We start from the raw sequence: 17,228 nt of genomic DNA, 5'->3' as shown, positions 1-17,228 counted from the left end.
TCCCCGCGTGTCAATTGGAGCCCGGCGCGGTTCCAGCCTGGTGGGGAAAGGTCAGGGCCGACCTGGAGCGGGGCCGGCCCGGACTCACCTCCGCTAAGCTCCTCCGGCGAGGTCCGTCACATGGAGCAGAAGTCGTCGGTGATCGTCGTCGGGGCGGGTGTCATCGGCTGCAGCATCGCGTTCCAGCTGGCGCGGATGGGCCAGCGGGAGGTCGTGGTGCTCGAGCGGGAGGCCCTGCCGGGGACCGGCTCGACGGCCCGGGCGAACGGCGGCATCCGGGCCCAGTTCACGACGGAGGCGAACGTCAGGATGTCCCTCCTCTCGATGGAGATCCTGGACGCCCTCGAGGAGGAGATCGGCCAGCCCCCGGCCTACCGGAAGGCGGGCTACCTCTTCCTCACCGACAGCCCCGAGAAGCTCGCCGCGATGGAGCGGGCGGCAGCGTACCAGCGAGGCTTCGGCGTCGACGTCGAGGTCCTCGACGCGGACGGGGTCCGAAGGCGCGTGCCCTGGGTCTCAGGGGAACGGCTCGCCGGCGGGACGTTCGGGGCGCGGGACGGCTTCATCGACCCGGGCCGGCTCTGCGCCTTCTTCGCCTCCGCGGCGGCGCACGCCGGCGTCTCGTTCCGGTACGGGCAGGAGGTCGTCGCGGCGGAGGAGACGGCGGGCGGCTTCGTCCTCCGGACCGCCGACGGGAGCTCGCACGCGGCCCCCGTCGTCGTGAACGCGGCGGGCGCCTGGTCCGGGCGGGTCGCGGCCCTCCTCGGCGTCGAGGTGCCGGTCGAACCGGTCCGCCGGCACCTCTTCCTGACCGGTCCGGTCCGCGACCTGCCTCCGGAGATCCCGATGACGATCGACGCGGACACGGGCGTCCTCGTGAGGCGGGAAGGGGAGCGCGTCCTCGTCGCCTGGTCGAACGCGGACGAACCGGCGGGCTTCGATACGGCCTGCGATCCGGAGTTCCCTCTCCGATTCGCCGAGGCGCTCGAAGCGAGATTCCCGTCCGTCGCCGCGGCCGGGATCGACCAGAAGCGCAGCTGGGCGGGCCTCTACGAGGTGACGCCGGACCACCACGCGATCCTCGGCCCGGTCCCCGGCCGACCGGGACTCTTCCTCGCCACCGGCTTCTCGGGCCACGGCGTCATGCACGCACCGGCCGCGGGGCGGTGCGTGGCCGAGATGGTCCTGCGCGGGCGCGCCGAGAGCATCGACGTCTCGGCCCTGTCACTCGCGCGCTTCGCGCGAGGCGAGCTGATCCACGAGACGATGGTCCTGTGACGTGACCGGAGCCGGCGCCGGCGGCCGGAGCGGGCGCCGGACCTCCGATCTCGCGTTCGGGCGAGGCATCATGGACAATGCCCGGTGGTGGCGGCTCCGAGAGTCCTCTTCGTCTCACCCGGCTGGCCGAAGGGGCGCCTCTGGGGCGAGATGTCGTTCCGGTTCCCGAGCCTCTCCCTCGCCGTCGTCGCCGCGTCGACGCCGCCGCACTGGCAGACGGACCTCTGCGACGAGGGGTTCGGCCCCGTCGACGTCTCCACCGAGGTGGACGTCGTCGCGATCACCGGCATGACGGCGCAGGCCGTGCGGGCCTACGAGATCGCGGACGCCTTCCGGAGCCGCGGAAGGACCGTCGTCATGGGTGGCTTCCACGCGAGCAACCTCCCCGACGAGGCGCTCGGGCACGTCGACGCCGTCGTCGTGGGCGAGGCCGAGGCGGTCTGGCCGCAGCTCCTGGCGGATTTCGAGGAGGGACGCCTGCGGAAGGTGTACCGGGCGGACGCCCTGGTCGACACGGCCGCGATCCCGTTGCGCGGCGCTCGATCTTCGACGGGAAGGGCTACCTCCTGACGAACACCGTCCAGACGACGCGCGGCTGCCCGTACGACTGCGAGTTCTGCTCGGTGACGGCGTTCTTCGGCCGGAAGTACCGCAAGCGCCCCGTCGAGGCGGTTCTCGCCGAGCTCGGCGAGATGAAGAAGCGGGGCTCGTACGCCTTCTTCGTCGACGACAACATCGTCGTCGACCGGACGTACTCGCTGAAGCTCTTCCGGGGGATGAAGGCGCTCGGGCTCAGGTGGCTCTCCCACGCCTCGCTCGACCTCGCCGAGGACCCGGAGCTCCTGAAGGCGATCGGGGAGTCGGGCTGCATCGGTCTCTTCGTCGGCTTCGAGTCGCTCGACGAGGACGCGCTTCGGGCCATGGGGAAGAAGACGAACCGGGTCGCCGGCTACGTCGACGCGGCGAAGGCCTTCCGCGACAACGGCATCGGAATCCTCGGCTCGTTCGTCCTCGGCCTCGACGGCGACGGGCCGGACGTCTTCGAGAAGGTCCTCCGGTTCTGCGAGTCCGCGCGCATCCAGGCGGGGATCTTCCCGATCCTCACGCCCTACCCCGGGACGAGGGTCCGCGAGCGCCTCCTCGCCGAGGACCGGATCCTCTCGAGCGACTGGCGGAACTACGACATGGAGCACGTGAACTTCCGGCCGAAGGGGATGACCGCCGAGGAGCTGCAGGCGGGCTACGACTGGCTGATGGAGAGCTTCTACTCCTTCGGCTCGATGTGGCGGCGCCTCTCCTTCCATCGTTCCCTTCCGGCCTTCGGCCCGATGAACTTCGGCTTCCGCAGCGCCCTCCGGCGCAAGGTGGCCGATGCCTGACACGCCGCGCGAGAGGGAGAACGAGGCGTGAGGGTCCTGATGATCTCGGCGAACCGGGAGCGGGATCCCTCGCCCGTCTTTCCCCTCGGCCTTGCCTACCTCGCGGCCGCGATCGAGAAGGCCGGCCACGCCGCACGCCTCCTCGACCTCTGCTTCGCCGGGGACGTCGGCGCGGAGGTGTGCCGGGCTCTCGACGAAACGGTCCCCGGGGTCGTCCTCGTCTCGATCCGCAACCTCGACAACGTCACGTGGCCCTCCTCCCGCTCCTACGTCGACGGAGTCCGGGAGGTCGTCGCCCTCTGCCGCGACCGGGCGGTCGTCGTCCTCGGCGGCTCCGGCTTTTCGCTCGAGCCCGTGTCGCTCCTCGCGGCGACGGGGGCCCACTGCGGCGTCGTGGGAGAAGGGGAGGAGGTCCTTCCGTACCTCATCGAGCGCATCGAGGCGGGCGTGCCGCTCCAGGGTCTTCCCGGCGTCGTCGTCGCGGGAGACGGCAAGCCTGCGAGAGCGCGGATACCGGCGTCGGTCGGGACGCCGAGCCGGAGACTCTTCGACGTCTCGCGCTACCTGACCGAAGGGGGAGCGGCGAACGTCCAGACGAAGCGAGGCTGCCCCTTCGGCTGCGTCTACTGCACCTACCCGATCCTGGAGGGAAGCCGGGTCCGCACCCGCCCGGCGGCCGACGTCGTCCGCGAGCTGCGCGGCCTCGTCGACGAGCACGGCGTCGACTACGTCGAGTTCTGCGACGACATCTTCAACTTCCCCGAAGCGGCCGCGCGGGAGCTCTGCGAGGCGATGATCGCCGACGGCCTCCGCCTCTCGTGGTCGGCCTTCGTCAACCCGGGCCACCTCGACGCGCGGCTCCTCGACCTGATGGTGCGCGCCGGCTGCGACGCCGTGGAGCTCGGCACCGACTCGGGCTCACCCGCCATGCTCCGGAGCCTCGGCAAGTCGTTCACGGTCGAGGAGGTCCGGCGGTCGTCGCGCTTCTGCCGGGACGCGGGCGTCGCGACGGCCCACTACCTCCTCTTCGGCGGCCCCGGCGAGAACGACGGGACGATCGCCGAGAGCGTGGCCTTGATGGACGAGCTCGCGCCGGACGCGGTCATCGTGATGATCGGGATCCGGATCTACGCCGGGACCGGCCTCTACGAGGTCGCCCTTCGCGAGGGGGTCGTGTCCGAGGGCCAGAGCCTCCTCGAACCGGTCTTCTACCCGGCCGAGCCGGAGCTGCGCCGGATCGCGGAGCGGGTGGCCCAGGAAGCGGGCCGGCGCCGGACCTGGATCGTCCCCGGCCTCGACGTGAACACGTCCACGCGCGTCCTGGAGATGCTCCGGAGACGCCAGCAGCGAGGGCCGGTCTGGAAGGTGCTCGGACAGCGCGCGACGTGGCGCGGCCGGACGCGGCAAGCCGCGGAGGCGGGCGCCGGAAGCCTCCCGGGACAGGGGCGCGTCCCTCTCAGTTGACCGACAGGACGATCCCCAGCCGGGTCAGGGTCACGGGGTGGCGGAGAAGGCCGCGGAGCCTGATGGTCCCGCGAAACACCTTCGACGCGACGGCGCGGCCCGCCGCGTCGAAGAGGTAAGGAAGCCCGCCGACGATCCGCACGTTCGAGAGCTCGAGGATGGAGTCGGAGTCGGCGGTGACGCTGGTCCTCGTCCCCGGGAGAATCCCGTCGTGGACGACGCATCGCCCGCGGTCGAAGACCAGGGTCAGGGAGACGCCGGCGTCGGTCGCACAGAGTCCGACCGACCCCTTCATGCGGCAGAAGACCCTCTTCTTGTAGGCGTTCGACTCGGTATTCGCCCTGAGGAGCTCGGCCACCATGTTGGCGAGCCCGTTCTCCTCGGCGCTCCTGTCGACGGTGATTCCCGGCTCGGTCACGCGCGGACTCCGTTCCGGCGTCCTAGAACGCGGCCCGGTAGACCTCGAGCAGCTCGTCCGCTCCGAGGACCGTCCTGCCGTTGTAGATGATCGAGGCGTCGGCGAGGGTCGCCTCGGCCAGCTCGGGAAGGGCGCTCTCGGGCACGCCCTGCGAGGAGAGCGTCTGCGGCAGGCCCGTCTTCGCCGCGAGGTCGGAGAGGCGCTCGGCCACCAGCTCGGCGCAGGCCTCGTCGGTGAGGCCGTCGACGGCGATCCCCAGGGCGGCGGCCACGGGGCGGTAGGTGGCGGCCACCTCGGCGGCGTTGAAGCGGACGACGTGCGGCATGACGATGGAGTTCGCGAGCCCGTGGTGGATCCCGTAGCGCGCCCCGACGGTGTGGGCGATGGCGTGCACGAGCCCGACCTGCGCGTTCGAGAACGCGGCGCCGGCCATGTTCGAGGCGATGAGCATCTGCCCGCGGGCCACGAGGTCCTTGCCGTCCGCGACGGCGCGCGGCAGGAACTCGCGGATGAGGCGGATGGCGTGGAGCGCCAGGCCGTCGGCGATCGGCTCGTTCTGCTGGGAGTGGATCGACTCGACCGCGTGCGACATCGCGTCCATCCCCGTGGCGGCGGTGAGGCCCGCCGGGAGACCGACGGTCAGGTCGGGGTCGAGAAGCGCCGTGTTCGGGATGATGTTGTAGTCGCCGAAGAGGAGCTTCTGGTGCGCCTCGTGGTCCTTGATGACCGCGACGTAGGTCACCTCGCTCCCCGTGCCGGCCGTCGTCGGAATCGCGACGTGCGGCGTCTGGGGCCGCTTCAGGACCTGGAACCCCTCGTAGTCGCGGAGGGAGCCGCCCTCCTTGAGGACGATGGCGATCCCCTTGGCGGTGTCGATCGCGCTCCCGCCGCCGACGCTGACGATGCAGTCGGCGCCCCGCTCGCGCGCGAACGCGGCGCCCGCGTCGACGATGTGGACGCCCGAGTCCGGCACGACGCCGGAGAAGACGCCCACGCAGGTGTCGCCCAGCGACTTCTCGATGCGCCCGGGGACGTCGGTGCCTCTCGCCAGACCCTCGTCGGTCACGATCACGGCTCGCGAGCAGCCGAGGGCGCGAACCTCTTCCCTCACGTCCCGGGACGAGCCCGAGCCGAAGACGACCCGGGTCGTGTTCATGAAGATGAACGAGAGGCTCGAATCGTAGGTCATGGCTCGTCCAGGAACTTGGTCGGCACGCGCGTGGCGCAGGTGACGAGAGCCTGGGCCGCCTTGACGTTGCGGACGATGATCTGGAGGTTGCCCTTGAGCTTGAGCTTGCCCTGCATCATCCCCTTGACCGGCTCGAGCTCCTTGTGGATGACCTGCTTCCATCTGGCGTAGTCGCCGAAGATGCAGAAGGGCGCGGTCTGCGCTTCCTCGACCGTGCAGTGGTGCGCCTCGCGGCAGACCCCCTCGTGGAGGTCGAGCCAGATGCCGTACGCGTCGGCGAGCCCGATCTCGGGCTGCGCGTTGACGACGAGGGCCGTCACGCCGTACGTCCACGGCTTGCCGCCCTCCTTGTACTCCGGGCTCTCGTTGATGGCCGTGAAGAAGGCCGTGACCCACTCTTCGGAAGGGAACTGAATCGACATGCTTTCCTCCGCAGTCCGCCGTGCTTCTAGGTTTCCTGGTGAAGGGCCACGCCGACTTCGGCGAGGCCCGCCTGCTCCAGAACCGCCCTGTGCGGCCGTCCGCTCTCGTCGAGGCCGCGCTCCTCGTAGTACTCGCGCAGCAGCAGCGCCTCGTCGGGGACGAGGCCGGCGGCCGCGCCGTCGGGAACCGGCGTCCGGATCTTCAGGGGCAGGCGGTCGTCGGCCCGCGTCACCCCCATCAGGTTGTTCAGGGACCGCTTCAGGAGCCAGAGGCGCTCCCCGGTGCGGCGGTACTCCTCGACGGAGTAGTCGGCCCAGCCGGTCACGGCCCGGATCGCCCGGACGAGCTCGTCGAACTGGTAGCACCACATCTCGAACTCGCAGAGGGCGAGCGCGTTCAGCGGGAGGCCGAGGTCCTCGCCGATGCGCACCATCGGCGCTTTCCCTCGCTCGTCAGGCCGTCGTAGTTCTCCTCGAGGCCGACGTCCTCGTAGGAGGCCAGCCCGTGCTCGATGGCCTCGACGAGGTGGGCCTTGTGGCAGGCGCCGCGGTAGGAGGTCATGTACGAGAGGGCGAGCCCGTGCGACCCGCGGGGGTCGTGCATCGGGATCTCGAGGCCCTTGATCTCTGCCGTCAGCTCTTCCGAGCCGCGCCCCAGGCGCCGGGCCGCTCCGCGGCTCCCCTCGGCGAGGAGGTCGCCGATCCCCTCCCGGCGTGCGATCTTGTGCAGCATCGCGATGGCGCCGTCCACGTCCCCGAACTCGAGCGCGATGCCTCCCGTGTCCTCGAGCGTGAGGAGCCCCTTCGAGAAGCAGTCGTAGGCCCACGCGATGGTGCACCCGGCGGAGATCGAGTCGACGCCGTAGCGGTTGCACCACTCGTTCGACTTGATCACCCCGGCGAGGTCCTTCTGGGCGAGCATCGTCCCGAAGGAGGCGCACGTCTCGTACTCGGGCCCGGGGCCCACCGCCATCTTGTACGGGCCGTCGGGGACCTCGACCTCGCGGCGGCAGGCGATCGGGCAGGCGTAGCAGGCGAGGCCACGCTTCAGGTAGGTCTCGGACATGGTCGGGCCCGAGAGGGCGTTCGAGAGCTCGAAGTCCTCGCCGCGGGACCAGTTCGCGATCGGGATGTCGCCGATCATCATCCCGAGGTCCATGGCCGAGTCGGTGCCCATCTCCTTCAGGGCCTGGGCGGGCACGGCCTCCGAGATCTTCCCGAGCAGCTCCTTGCAGATCGCCTTGTAGGCGACGGGATCGGCGATCGGGACGGTCCCCTCGCCGCGGCAGACGATCGCCTTCAGGCGCTTGCTCCCCATGACCGCGCCCATCCCGGTGCGTCCGACGAAGTCGTGCTTGTTGTTGGCGATGGCCGCGAAGCGGACGAGGTTCTCGCCGGCCTGACCGATGGAGAGGACGCTGGGCCGTTTCTTGCCGGCCATCGTCTCCCGAAGGCGGTCCGTCGTTTCGTAGGTGTCGAGGCCCCAGAGGTCGGTCGCGTCCCGGAGTGCGACCTCGCCGCCGTCGAGGACGAGCATGACGGGCCTCGGCGACTGGCCGGTGAAGACGAGACCGTCGACGCCGCAGCGCTTGAGGGCCGGGGCGAAGTCGCCGCCGCAGCTCCCTTCGCCCCAGATGCCGGTCAGCGGCGAGCGCGCCGCGACGGCGAAGCGGGAGCTCCCGGGCACGAGGGTCCCCGAGATCGGGCCCGTCAGGACGAAGAGGTCGTTGTCGGGCCCGAGCGGATCGGCCGTGTACTTCCCGCGAAGGAAGAACAGCCAGGCTGCCAGTCCGCTCCCGCCGAGGTACTTCCTCCGGACCTCGTCCGAGACCGGGAGCTCGCTGATCGAGCCGTGGGCGAGATCGACCTCCAGGTACCTGCCGACGTAACCGCCCATGCGTTCCAGCTCCTCTCTTCCGTTCGGGATCGAAGCCCGGACGAGTGTATGACGCGTCTTCCCGGGTGGTTTCTGTGAACGGTTCTCGAACGAACGGGGGCCTCTCATGAAGCTAGGCGCCGCCGTACCGGATGTCAACAGGCGAGTCCCGGCGTTGACAGCCTGCGGGCCGGTGCTAGCGTTCCTGGCGGAGGCGACGTCGATGCCGAGCATTCTCGTGACGCTCCCCGCACCGCTGCATCGCGCGGCCGGAGGGGTGGGCGAGCTGGTGGCCGAGGGCGAAACCCTCGCGCTCGCCCTCGCTGCGCTGAGAGGGAGCCGGCCCGCCGTGACGCGCCTGTTCCTCGAAGAAGGCAACGCCCCGCGGCGCGGGGTGAGCCTGTTCCTGAACGGGCGCGACGTGCGGACGCTCGAAGGGCTCGACACACCCCTTCAACCGGGGGACCGCCTCTCGGTCGTGCTGCTCATGGCTGGGGGGTAGCATGCCGAGAGCCGCCGTACTGGTCCTTTCCCTGGTCGTTTCGATCCTGGCCCCCGCGGCCCGGGCGGTCGAGCCGATCACGAACGCCGAAGCCGTCCGGATGACGTCGAAGGTGCTCGGCGAGGAGCGGACGATCCTGGTCTCGATCCCGCGCGGGTACGAGAACGGGGAAGGGCGCTTCCCGGTCCTCTACCTGACCGACGGGGACGCGCACCTTCTCCACACGCGCGGCACGGTCGACTTCCTGGCCCGCAACGGCCTGATGCCGGACCTGATCATCGTCGGTGTCACGAACACCGACCGGACCCGCGACCTGACCCCGACCCGGGCGTTTCGCCGTCAGGCCGACGGAACGACCGCGCTCGTCCAGGGCAGCGGCGGCGCCACGAAGTTCCTCGACTTCTTCGAGAAGGAGCTGATCCCGTACGTCGAGGCGACCTATCGGACCGAACCCTTCCGCCTCTTCGCAGGGCACTCGCTGGGCGGCCTCTTCGCGCTTTCCGCTCTCGTCGAGAGGACCGGGCTCTTCAACGCGACCATCGCCGTCTCACCGAGTCTCGACTGGGACGACGACGTGATCCTCCGCCGGACCGCGAAGTTCCTCGAGGGCCGCAAGGAGCTCCGGCACACGCTCTTCGTCACGATGGCCGACGAGGAGGCGGGCGACCTGCCCCCGACCCGCTTCGAGCGCCTCCGAAAGACGCTGAAGGGCGCGAAGGCCGCGGGCTTCGTCCGGGCCACGGAGCTGATGGAGGACGAGGACCACGGCAGCGTCGTCCTCCGCTCCCACTACGACGGCCTCCGGAAGGTGTTCGAGGGCTGGCGCCTTCCACGGGACCGGAAGGCGGGTGGCTACCCGGGGACGCTGGACGCGCTGAAGAAGCACTACGGGCAGCTCTCGGAGCGGCTCGGATACGCCGTCAGGCCGCCGGAGCTCACCGTGAACCTGGTCGGCTACCAGCACCTCCTCCGAAAGGACGTGAAGGGCGCCCTCCCGTTCTTCCTCTGGAACGTCGACCTCTACCCGGAGTCCGCGAACGTCCACGACAGCCTGGGAGAGGCCCTCGAAACGGCCGGAAAGAACGCGGAGGCCCTCGCCAGCTACGAGAAGGCCGTCGAGGTCGCGAAGAAGCTCTCCGACGCACGACTCGAGGTCTTCGTACGCAACCGGGACCGGCTGGCCGCCGCGGCTGGAAAGTAGCGGAGCGCCGGGGCATCGGGGAGGAACCGGTTCGAGGCCGTCAGCGTGCGGCGCGAGGCCGCATGTCCTGCGCCCGCACCCTGCGATCCTGCCGGGCCGTCCAGCTGATCCCGTCGCTCACGGCATAGAGGTTGGACCTCACGACGAGCGGGATCGCCGGTAGATCCTCACGAAGGATGGCGAGCGCGTCGCTCATCAGCTCCTGTCGCCGGTACGGGTCGAGGACACGGCCGGCCTCGTCGACGAGCCCGTCGAATGCGGCGCTCGCGTACCCGGAGGTGTTCAGCGCACCCGAGGAGGCCGAGCGCGAGTGAAAGACGGCGTCGAGGAGGTCCGAGGCGTCGCCCGTCCCCGCCGTATACGCGAATCCGCAGAGGTCGAGGTCGCGCCGCAGCCAGCGCGCGTGGTAGTCGTCCCACGGCAGCGTTTCCAGCCGGACCCGGATCCCCGCTTCCCCCAGGAGCGTACCGAGACGCGCACCGAGGGTGGCCTGTGTGTCGGGAAGGACGAGCGTGGCGTCCATCCCCGTGGGGTGACCGGCTTCGGCGAGGAGGGCCCGCGAGCGGGCGAGGTCGTGCCGCCACGGGCGGGACGGCGGCGCGTACCCGAAGACGGCGCCGGGGACGAACTGATCCGCGTTCACCGTGTACTCGCTCTCGGCGGCGTCGATCATCCGGGACCGGTCGATCGCGAGGGCGAACGCCTCGCGGACCCTCCGGTCGGCGTACGGGCTTCCCTCGCGAAGCGAGAAGCCGAGGAATGCCACGCCGAGGCCGATGCGCGCGGCCAGCGTCACCCCTTTACGGCTCCGGGCCCACGAGGTGAACTCGAACGGGAACCTGGAGACGACGTCCGCCCGGCCCTCGACGATGGCGTGCGCTCGCGACCGGGCATCGGGCAGCGGCACGACCCGGACGCGGTGAAACGCGGGGCGAGGTCCCCAGTACCGGTCGAACGCTTCTCCCTCGAGGGCCTCGCGAGGGGCACCCGAGACGAACCGGTACGGGCCGGTTCCCACCGGGCGAGAGATGGCCCGGTCTGCGGTCGACCTCGGCACGATGGCCACGAAGGCGAGCTTGTTGAGGAGGAGAGGGGAGGGCGAGGAGGTGATCACCTCGACCTCACGGGCGGTGAGGGCGGTCACGCTCGTGACGTTCTGGAGGTAGTGGACGACCTGCGAGCCTGGCAGGCGCCCGGCCCGCCTGAGGCTGAGGACGACGTCCTCCGCGGCGAGCGGCGTGCCGTCGTGGAAGAGGACTCCTTCCCTCAGGGTGAAGCGCCAGACCGTGTCGGTGGGGTTCGTCCACTTCACGGCGAGCTCGGGCCGGATGCTGAGGTCCGGGCCGAAGGCGACGAGCCGCTCGTAGAAATGGGAGAGCGCCGAGTGCGTCGACTCTTCGTCGTGGAGGTGCGGATCGAGACCGGTTGCGGACGTGACCTGGCCGATGACGACGGTCCGCGGCTCGGACTCGGGAGCGCGCTGGCAGGAGGCGGCGAGCAGGATCACCGCGAGGCTCCCGGCGAGGACGGGGCGGATGTTCATTCCCAGGAGAGCAATGACAAATTCTAACCGCGCACGGTCGTCGCGCCGTCGCACATTCTCGAGGGGACGTGAGGTCGACGGCGCAGCCTCACGTCGGCCCACTGCCGCCAGCCGTCAATTTGCAGGTCGACGGTTGCGCGGAGCAGGAAGGGAATCAGACGACGCGGATGCGTCCCGTCCCCGGCCCGGTGAAGCGCCCGATGCGCCGGGCCTCGGGAACGCCCTTCTCCCCCAGCGCCGCCAGGAGCGCCTCGCACCGGGCGTCCGGGACCGAGACGAGGAGACCGCCCGAGGTCTGCGCGTCGGCGAGGAGGACCTTGTCGACGCGCGAGAGGGCGGGCGCGAAGTCGACGTGGGGCGAGACGTGCGCGAGGTTCTCGAGCGTGCCGCCCGGGACGACGTCGGCGGCCGCGAGCTCGCGGGCCGGGTCGATGATCGGGACCGCCGCCATTTCGACCTCGGCGTCGAGGCCGGACGCCGCCGCCATCTCGCGGAGGTGCCCGAGGAGCCCGAAGCCGGTCACGTCGGTGCAGGCGGAGACGCCGGTCTCCAGCATCGCCTCCGCCGCCGCGCGGTTCAGCGTCCGCATGACGGCGACGATGCGCCGGGCCACGTCGTCCCCGGCTTGCCCGCGCTTGACGGCCGTCGCGAGGATGCCGGTGCCGATCGGTTTCGTCAGGACGAGTGCGTCTCCCGCGTGGGCCGAGGCGTTCGTCAGGACGCGGCCGGGGTGGACGACCCCCGTGACGGCGAGGCCGAACTTCGGCTCGGTGTCGTCCACGGTGTGCCCGCCGAGGATCGGGATCCCGGCCTCGCGCGCGACCTCGGCCGCTCCCGCGAGGATCCGTTCCAGGACGGAGAGGGGGAGCCGGCGCGAGGGGAAGGCGACGACGCTCAGCGCGAAGAGCGGCCGCGCCCCCATCGCGTAGACGTCGCTCAGCGAGTTCGCGGCGCTGATGGCGCCGAAGTCGAACGGGTCGTCGGCGATCGGCGTGAAGAAGTCGACGGTCGAGACGATCGCGAGGTCGTCGGTCAGCCGGTAGACGGCCGCGTCGTCGGAGTGCTCGGGGCCGACGAGGACGGCGGGGTCCGTCACCTTCGGGAGGGACTTCAGCACCGTCTCGAGGTCCTGCGGCCGCAGCTTGCACGCGCAGCCCATGCCGCGGGTGAAGCGGGTCAGCCTCACGGGGCCGTCGCCCTCGGGCATCGCCGGGGCGGCCGGGAGGTCGGGGCGCATCCGGTGCACGGCCTCGGCGACGACCCGGGCCGCCTCGTCGACCATCGACGGGGTCGTCCCGCGGCCGACGGAGAAGCGGACCGTTCCCATCGCGTACTCGAGCGGAACGCCCATCGCCTGGAGGACCGTCGAGACCTCGACGCCGGCGGCGTGGCAGGCCGCGCCCGCGGACGCGGCGACCTTCGCCCCGATTTCCGTCAGGAGCGCGCCCGCGTCGACGCCCGGGAAGCCGACGCTGAGCGTGTTCGGGAGGCAGCGCTCCCACGGGCTGTTCCGGCGCAGGCCCGGCACCTCGCGGGAGAGCGCTTCGAAGAGACGCTCCCGGAGCTCCTCGAACCGGCGGGCGTCGTGCGGGAGCCTCCGCGCGGCGACCTCGCACGCCTTTCCGAGGCCGACGATCTCGAGGACGTTCTCCGTGCCGGCGCGCCGCCCCGCCTCGTGGGACGCCCCGTGCAAGAGGCGGGGAAGCTCGATGCCGGAGCGGATGTAGAGCGCCCCGACGCCCTTCGGCGCGTAGAGCTTGTGCCCGGCCAGCGTGAGGAAGTCGACGCCGAGGGCCCCGACGTCGACCGGCACCTTTCCGATCGACTGGGCCGCGTCCGTGTGGACGAGGACGCCCTGGTCGTGCGCGAGGCGGGAGATCTCCGCGAGGTCCTGGATCGTCCCGACCTCGTTGTTCGCGTGCATGACCGAGACGAGGATCGTCTCGGGCGTCAGCGCCTCGGCGACGTCGCGCGGGTCGACGCGCCCCGACCCGTCCACCGGGACGCGGGTGATCCGGAAGCCCTCCTCCTCGAGGACGGCGCACGGCTCGAGGATGGCCGGGTGCTCGACGGACGAGGTGACGACGTGCCGCCCCTTCGCCCGGAGGAGGCGCGCGACGCCGTGGAGGACGGTGTTGTTCCCTTCCGTCCCGCCGCTCGTGAAGACGATCTCCTCGGCCCTCGCGCCGAGGAGCGCGGCGACCTGGCGCCGCGCTCCTTCGACGGCGGCGCGCGCTTCAGCACCGAAGGCGTGGCTGCTCGATGGGTTCCCGAAATGCGTCGTGAGGTACGGGAGCATCGCCTCGGCGACTTCGGGGTCCGGGGGCGTCGTGGCGTTGTAGTCGAGGTAGATCGGGCGCTCGGACATGCGCCGATTATTGGGGCAGGCGACGCGCGTCCTGGAGAAAAGCGGGTGCCGGAGGGCCGCCTTCACCTCCGGCACCCGGCGTGTCAGGGGAACGTGAACGTGCAGGCCTGGACTTCCGCGGCCGGCGAGACGTCGAGGAGCCCCGCGCACTTGCTTCCGGTCGTCGCCTGCGCCGCGTAGCTGAACCGGATCGTGGACGGGCTCCCCGTGCAGGTGGCTGCGTGCTTCACGAAGAGCGTGTACGTTCCCGGCGGGAGGCCGGTACCCTGGTAGATGACGCTCTCGGTGCGGTTCCCCGTACCGCAGGCTGCGGGGAGCCTCCGGCCGCCCGGCTGGGTGGCGACGTCGATGCCTCCGGGACCGGCGACCCGGACGTCCAGGTCCGAGTCTCCCGACCAGCTCGCCGTCGCGCCGAGGAACTGGGGAGTGCCCTGCGGGTCGACCCGCACGCTCGCGACGTTCGCGTTCGTCGCGGTGCCCCCCTTGCCGTCGGTGGCCGTGACGGACACGGTGAACGTACCGGCCGTCTGGTAGGTGAAGGTCGCGTTCGTCCCCGTCGCCGTCGCCGGGCCGAAGTTCCACGTCACGGTGACCGGGTCGTTGTCGGGGTCGGAGGTTGTCGCCGAGGCCGTCACCTGGAGCGGGACGGCTCCGTAGAGCGGGGTCACGGTCGCCGAGCCGATCGTCGGATTCCGGTTCGCGGGGGTCTCGTCGCCTCCGCCGCCGCTGGACGCCGCTACGGCCACGCCCACGCCCACAGCCGCGACGCCGGCGCCGATGCCGACGATCGCGCCCGTCGAGAGCCCTCCCGTCTTCACGGCCGCGGCGGCGCCCACCTTGGCTGCGGTGCCCGCTCCGGCCGCCGCGCCCGTCCCGGAGGCCAGCGCCACGGAGAGAGCCACCACGGCGCCCGTCACGAGGATGACCTTCGCGATGTCGTCCTTGTTGAACCCGGAGGGGACGGGAGCCTGGCCCGCGCGTGTGAGGCCGATCGTCAGCCCCGGCTTCGGCGCCGCGGGCCCGACAACGCCGGGCGATACCGCCCGCTCGTCGCGACAGACCGTCTTGTCCGTCACGGGCGGCGCGTAGTCCGGCGTCTTCTTCGGATGGCTCTCGCGATCGAGCGCCTGGACGAAGTAATCGATTCCCGTGAGGCCGGGAAGCGGCCGGGGCAGCTCGGCCACGACGTCTTCGGGTGCCCGCGGCCTCATCACGACGTAGTAGAAGTCCTCGGTGCCCGAGGCCCGGAAGAAGACGAAGCTCTGCTCCATCTCCTTGCCCGGCAGGACCCGGGCGTCCACGAGGGCGCGCGCGTCCGTCGAGAGGCACTTCAGCGGGTCGTGGGCGATCGAGAGCCGCGTGCTCTCGCCGGGCGCGGCCTTCTTCACGACCGGGTCCGCCTGGGGTGCCGGCGCGGCGAAGGCGCCGGAGGCGAGCGACACGGAGAGGAACGCCGCGGCGGCCTGCCGGACGGAGGACGGGACCCTGGGGAACGGCAGCGCGTATCTCACTTGAAGTCCTCATCGAAGCGCACGACGACGGGCCTGTCGGAAAGGATCCTGGCATCGAGGGTTTCCGGGAAACCCTGCGGAAGGAACGCGGAGAGGTCGAGGCGGGGCGACTCGCCCGCAGAGAGGGCGATGCGCCGCTCGACGACGAGGACGCCGAAGCGTTCGAGCCGGAGGAAGACGGTCGCCGCTTCCTCGGCATGCAGCCTCAGCGCGGGCCTCCGGCCCGAGCCGAAGCGGAGGCCGTCGACCGACGCTGCGAGGGCGGGCTCGACGTCGCCGCCCGGCGCCCTGGCCGATCGGGCGGGAGACGTGGCCGCCGTGACGGTCACCATGGTGAGCGTCGAGAGGCTGGAGCCGGACCCGTTCGTCGCCATGAGCCTCACGAGGTAGACGCCAGGCGCGGCGAACGCGAAGCGCGGGTTCTGCACGGAGGAGAAGCCGGCGTTCCCGAAGAACCACGCCCACGCCGTGGCCTGAGGGCTCGAGGTGTCGGTGAAGGCGATCTCCTCGCCGACCCGGGCGGACGTCTTCGAGGCGCTGAACGACGCGCCCGGCGGCGCCAGGGAGTAGGTGGCGCTGCTCGATTCCGTGCTCGGCCCCTGCTCGGGTACGCAGGCGTACGACCTCACGAAGAGCGTGATCGGGTCGAGCCTCCCGCGCGGTGCGATCCTCTCGACGCTCGTCTGGGTGGTCGAGGCGAAGGCCTCCGAGTTGATGCGCCACTCGAACCGCGAACCGTAAGACTGGGCCGACCACCGGGCGGTGAGGAAGTCCGTGGCCGTCACCGGTGCCGCCGGCGTTCCCGTCGGGACGATCTCCGGCGAGAGGGGCGGGATGGGAGGCGGGCAGGCGACGAATCGCGCCGAGCCGGCGCCGCGTCCTCCGCCGAGGATCGGCACCGCGAAGGGCTGTGCAGCGGACCGCGTGAACGGGGCCTTCACGAACAGCCCCGGCAGGCCGCCGCCCTGGCCGCTCGCGTCCTTGCCGCTGTTGCCGGTGATGAGGGCGAGCTGTCCGTCGTTCGAGATCGCCACGTCCTCGAAACCGGTCTCCGAGGTCACGAAGGCCTGGGGCAGGGCGATCTCCTCCACCGCCGACCCGCTCCCGAAAGGCGCCGCGATGGAGAAGAGGCGCGGAGAGAACGCGCTGACGACGAGGCACCGCTGTCCGTCGGGGGTGCAGTTGATCCCGTCGAGCCCGTCCGTGCCCGGGATGGTGAGGGCCTCCGGGACCGAGGAGGCCGAGAACGGAGCGCGGAAGACGTAGACGCGGCCCGCGTCCGGCGAGGTCGCCGTGGTCAGAATCGTGCTCCCGTCGGGCGTGATCGCGATGGCGCCGCTGCCGAGGTTCTCGACGGGCATCCGGAACGCGACGGAGGAGTACGGAGGATCGAGGACGTTCACCCAGCCCTGGATCGAAGCGGGCGGGTTCTCCGGATCGAAGCTGGGGCGCGTGAGAATGAAGGCCCGTCCGTTCCGGTCGAAGACGATCGCCTGCGTCTGGTAGGAGGCGACGTGCCCCTCGATGGCGAGAGGCGTGATCACGGGGTTGTCGAACGGCGCCCGGATCAGGGCGAACGTCGGCCGCCAGTTCGGGCTGCTGTAGGTCGAGCCGGCGCCGATCATCACGTCGAGCCTGGGAGAGACCGCGATCGTTCCCGTGCCGTCGTAGGCGCCCGTCGTCGGGATCGTCCTCACGAGCGTCCCCGTCGAGACCTGGACCACGTGGAGGCGGAAGCGGTTGAAGTCGGCGATGACCGCCTGGTCGCTTCCGATCACGGAGACGCCGTGCGGGAAAGCATCCTGCGGCAGGCCGGTGACCGCGCGCTGCTCGGGCGTGGGCAGGTTCGTCCCCGGAGAGGGGAGCAGGACGGCGAGGTTCCCGTCGCCCGCGGTTCCGAAGATCGCCTGCGCCGCGGCTGGAAGGGCCCCCAGGGCGAGGAAGAGGCCAAGGGCCGGGACGAGGACGCCACGCGAAGGACGATCACGCATCGCATACCTCCAGGACGGTTCTTTCCGTGTTGCTGCCGGGACTATATGCCGGATTTGAAAGCCCGTCTCAGGAGTGACTCGGGTCA

The 17,228-nt window shown here is 71.0% G+C and carries 13 protein-coding genes and 2 pseudogenes; 5 read left to right on the top strand and 10 right to left on the bottom strand.

Translation table 11 applies throughout. From position 1 onward, the window contains the following. The first annotated feature begins 120 nt into the window (after positions 1 to 120). The 3 genes and pseudogenes from IPN03_23565 (at position 121) to IPN03_23555 (ending at position 4,121) form a co-directional block, all read left to right on the top strand. The gene (locus IPN03_23565) at positions 121 to 1,278 is read left to right on the top strand and encodes an FAD-binding oxidoreductase (GenBank protein ID MBK9376611.1); all 1,158 of its coding nucleotides are present in this window, start codon (positions 121 to 123) and stop codon (positions 1,276 to 1,278) included. A 150-nt stretch (positions 1,279 to 1,428) separates the two neighbouring features. Beyond that, positions 1,429 to 2,657 (top strand): annotated as a pseudogene (locus tag IPN03_23560) (B12-binding domain-containing radical SAM protein). 27 nt (positions 2,658 to 2,684) lie between these two features. Further along, entirely contained in the window at positions 2,685 to 4,121 is a 1,437-nt protein-coding gene (locus IPN03_23555) for a radical SAM protein (protein MBK9376610.1), read from the top strand. Here the strand turns inward: IPN03_23555 and IPN03_23550 are convergent. The 5 genes from IPN03_23550 to IPN03_23530 are packed head-to-tail and all read right to left on the bottom strand — an operon-like array spanning position 4,114 to position 8,047. After that, complete coding sequence (locus IPN03_23550) at positions 4,114 to 4,539, bottom strand: hypothetical protein (GenBank protein ID MBK9376609.1); 426 nt, start codon at positions 4,537 to 4,539, stop codon at positions 4,114 to 4,116. The two genes, IPN03_23555 and IPN03_23550, sit on opposite strands and share 8 nt — an antisense overlap. A gap of 22 nt (positions 4,540 to 4,561) precedes the next feature. Beyond that, positions 4,562 to 5,728, bottom strand: coding sequence for an iron-containing alcohol dehydrogenase (locus tag IPN03_23545; GenBank protein ID MBK9376608.1), 1,167 nt, complete (start codon positions 5,726 to 5,728; stop codon positions 4,562 to 4,564). Continuing rightward, a complete protein-coding gene (locus IPN03_23540) occupies positions 5,725 to 6,150 on the bottom strand; it encodes an SCP2 sterol-binding domain-containing protein (protein ID MBK9376607.1) in 426 nt (141 codons plus the stop codon). The genes IPN03_23545 and IPN03_23540 overlap by 4 nt, the downstream gene beginning before the upstream one ends. A 26-nt stretch (positions 6,151 to 6,176) precedes the next feature. Further along, positions 6,177 to 6,584: a hypothetical protein gene (locus tag IPN03_23535; GenBank protein ID MBK9376606.1), complete on the bottom strand. Its 408-nt coding sequence runs from the start codon at positions 6,582 to 6,584 to the stop codon at positions 6,177 to 6,179. Next, a complete protein-coding gene (locus tag IPN03_23530; GenBank protein ID MBK9376605.1) occupies positions 6,548 to 8,047 on the bottom strand; it encodes an aldehyde ferredoxin oxidoreductase family protein in 1,500 nt (499 codons plus the stop codon). Before IPN03_23530 ends, IPN03_23535 begins: the two co-directional genes overlap by 37 nt. A 202-nt stretch (positions 8,048 to 8,249) precedes the next feature. Here IPN03_23530 and IPN03_23525 point away from each other — a divergent pair, with 202 nt between their 5' ends. Beyond that, entirely contained in the window at positions 8,250 to 8,528 is a 279-nt protein-coding gene (locus IPN03_23525) for a MoaD/ThiS family protein (GenBank protein MBK9376604.1), read from the top strand. 1 nt (position 8,529) lies between these two features. Continuing rightward, positions 8,530 to 9,729 (top strand): alpha/beta hydrolase, encoded by a 1,200-nt coding sequence (locus IPN03_23520; protein MBK9376603.1) that lies wholly within the window; start codon positions 8,530 to 8,532, stop codon positions 9,727 to 9,729. Positions 9,730 to 9,769: 40 nt separating this feature from the next. On the opposite strand, the gene IPN03_23515 is transcribed toward IPN03_23520, so the two are convergent. From IPN03_23515 to IPN03_23495, 5 genes and pseudogenes are all read right to left on the bottom strand, one after another. Continuing rightward, on the bottom strand, positions 9,770 to 11,272 hold the full coding sequence (locus tag IPN03_23515) for a hypothetical protein (GenBank protein ID MBK9376602.1): 1,503 nt from the start codon (positions 11,270 to 11,272) through the stop codon (positions 9,770 to 9,772). Between the two features lie 154 nt (positions 11,273 to 11,426). Next, complete coding sequence (gene selD / locus IPN03_23510) at positions 11,427 to 12,479, bottom strand: selenide, water dikinase SelD (protein MBK9376601.1); 1,053 nt, start codon at positions 12,477 to 12,479, stop codon at positions 11,427 to 11,429. Between the two features lie 24 nt (positions 12,480 to 12,503). Beyond that, positions 12,504 to 13,640, bottom strand: a pseudogene (locus IPN03_23505) (cysteine desulfurase). An 83-nt stretch (positions 13,641 to 13,723) separates the two neighbouring features. After that, positions 13,724 to 15,151, bottom strand: a complete 1,428-nt coding sequence (locus IPN03_23500) for a PKD domain-containing protein (GenBank protein ID MBK9376600.1) — start codon at positions 15,149 to 15,151, stop codon at positions 13,724 to 13,726. Next, on the bottom strand, positions 15,148 to 17,142 hold the full coding sequence (locus IPN03_23495; GenBank protein ID MBK9376599.1) for a PKD domain-containing protein: 1,995 nt from the start codon (positions 17,140 to 17,142) through the stop codon (positions 15,148 to 15,150). Before IPN03_23495 ends, IPN03_23500 begins: the two co-directional genes overlap by 4 nt. Positions 17,143 to 17,228: the final 86 nt, after the last annotated feature.

It is taken from the genome of Holophagales bacterium, from assembly GCA_016719485.1.
In the GTDB taxonomy this organism is placed as follows: Bacteria; Acidobacteriota; Thermoanaerobaculia; order UBA5066; family UBA5066; genus UBA5066.
Note: the sequence above shows the minus strand (reverse complement) of the source record. Positions and strands in the feature narration are given on the sequence as shown.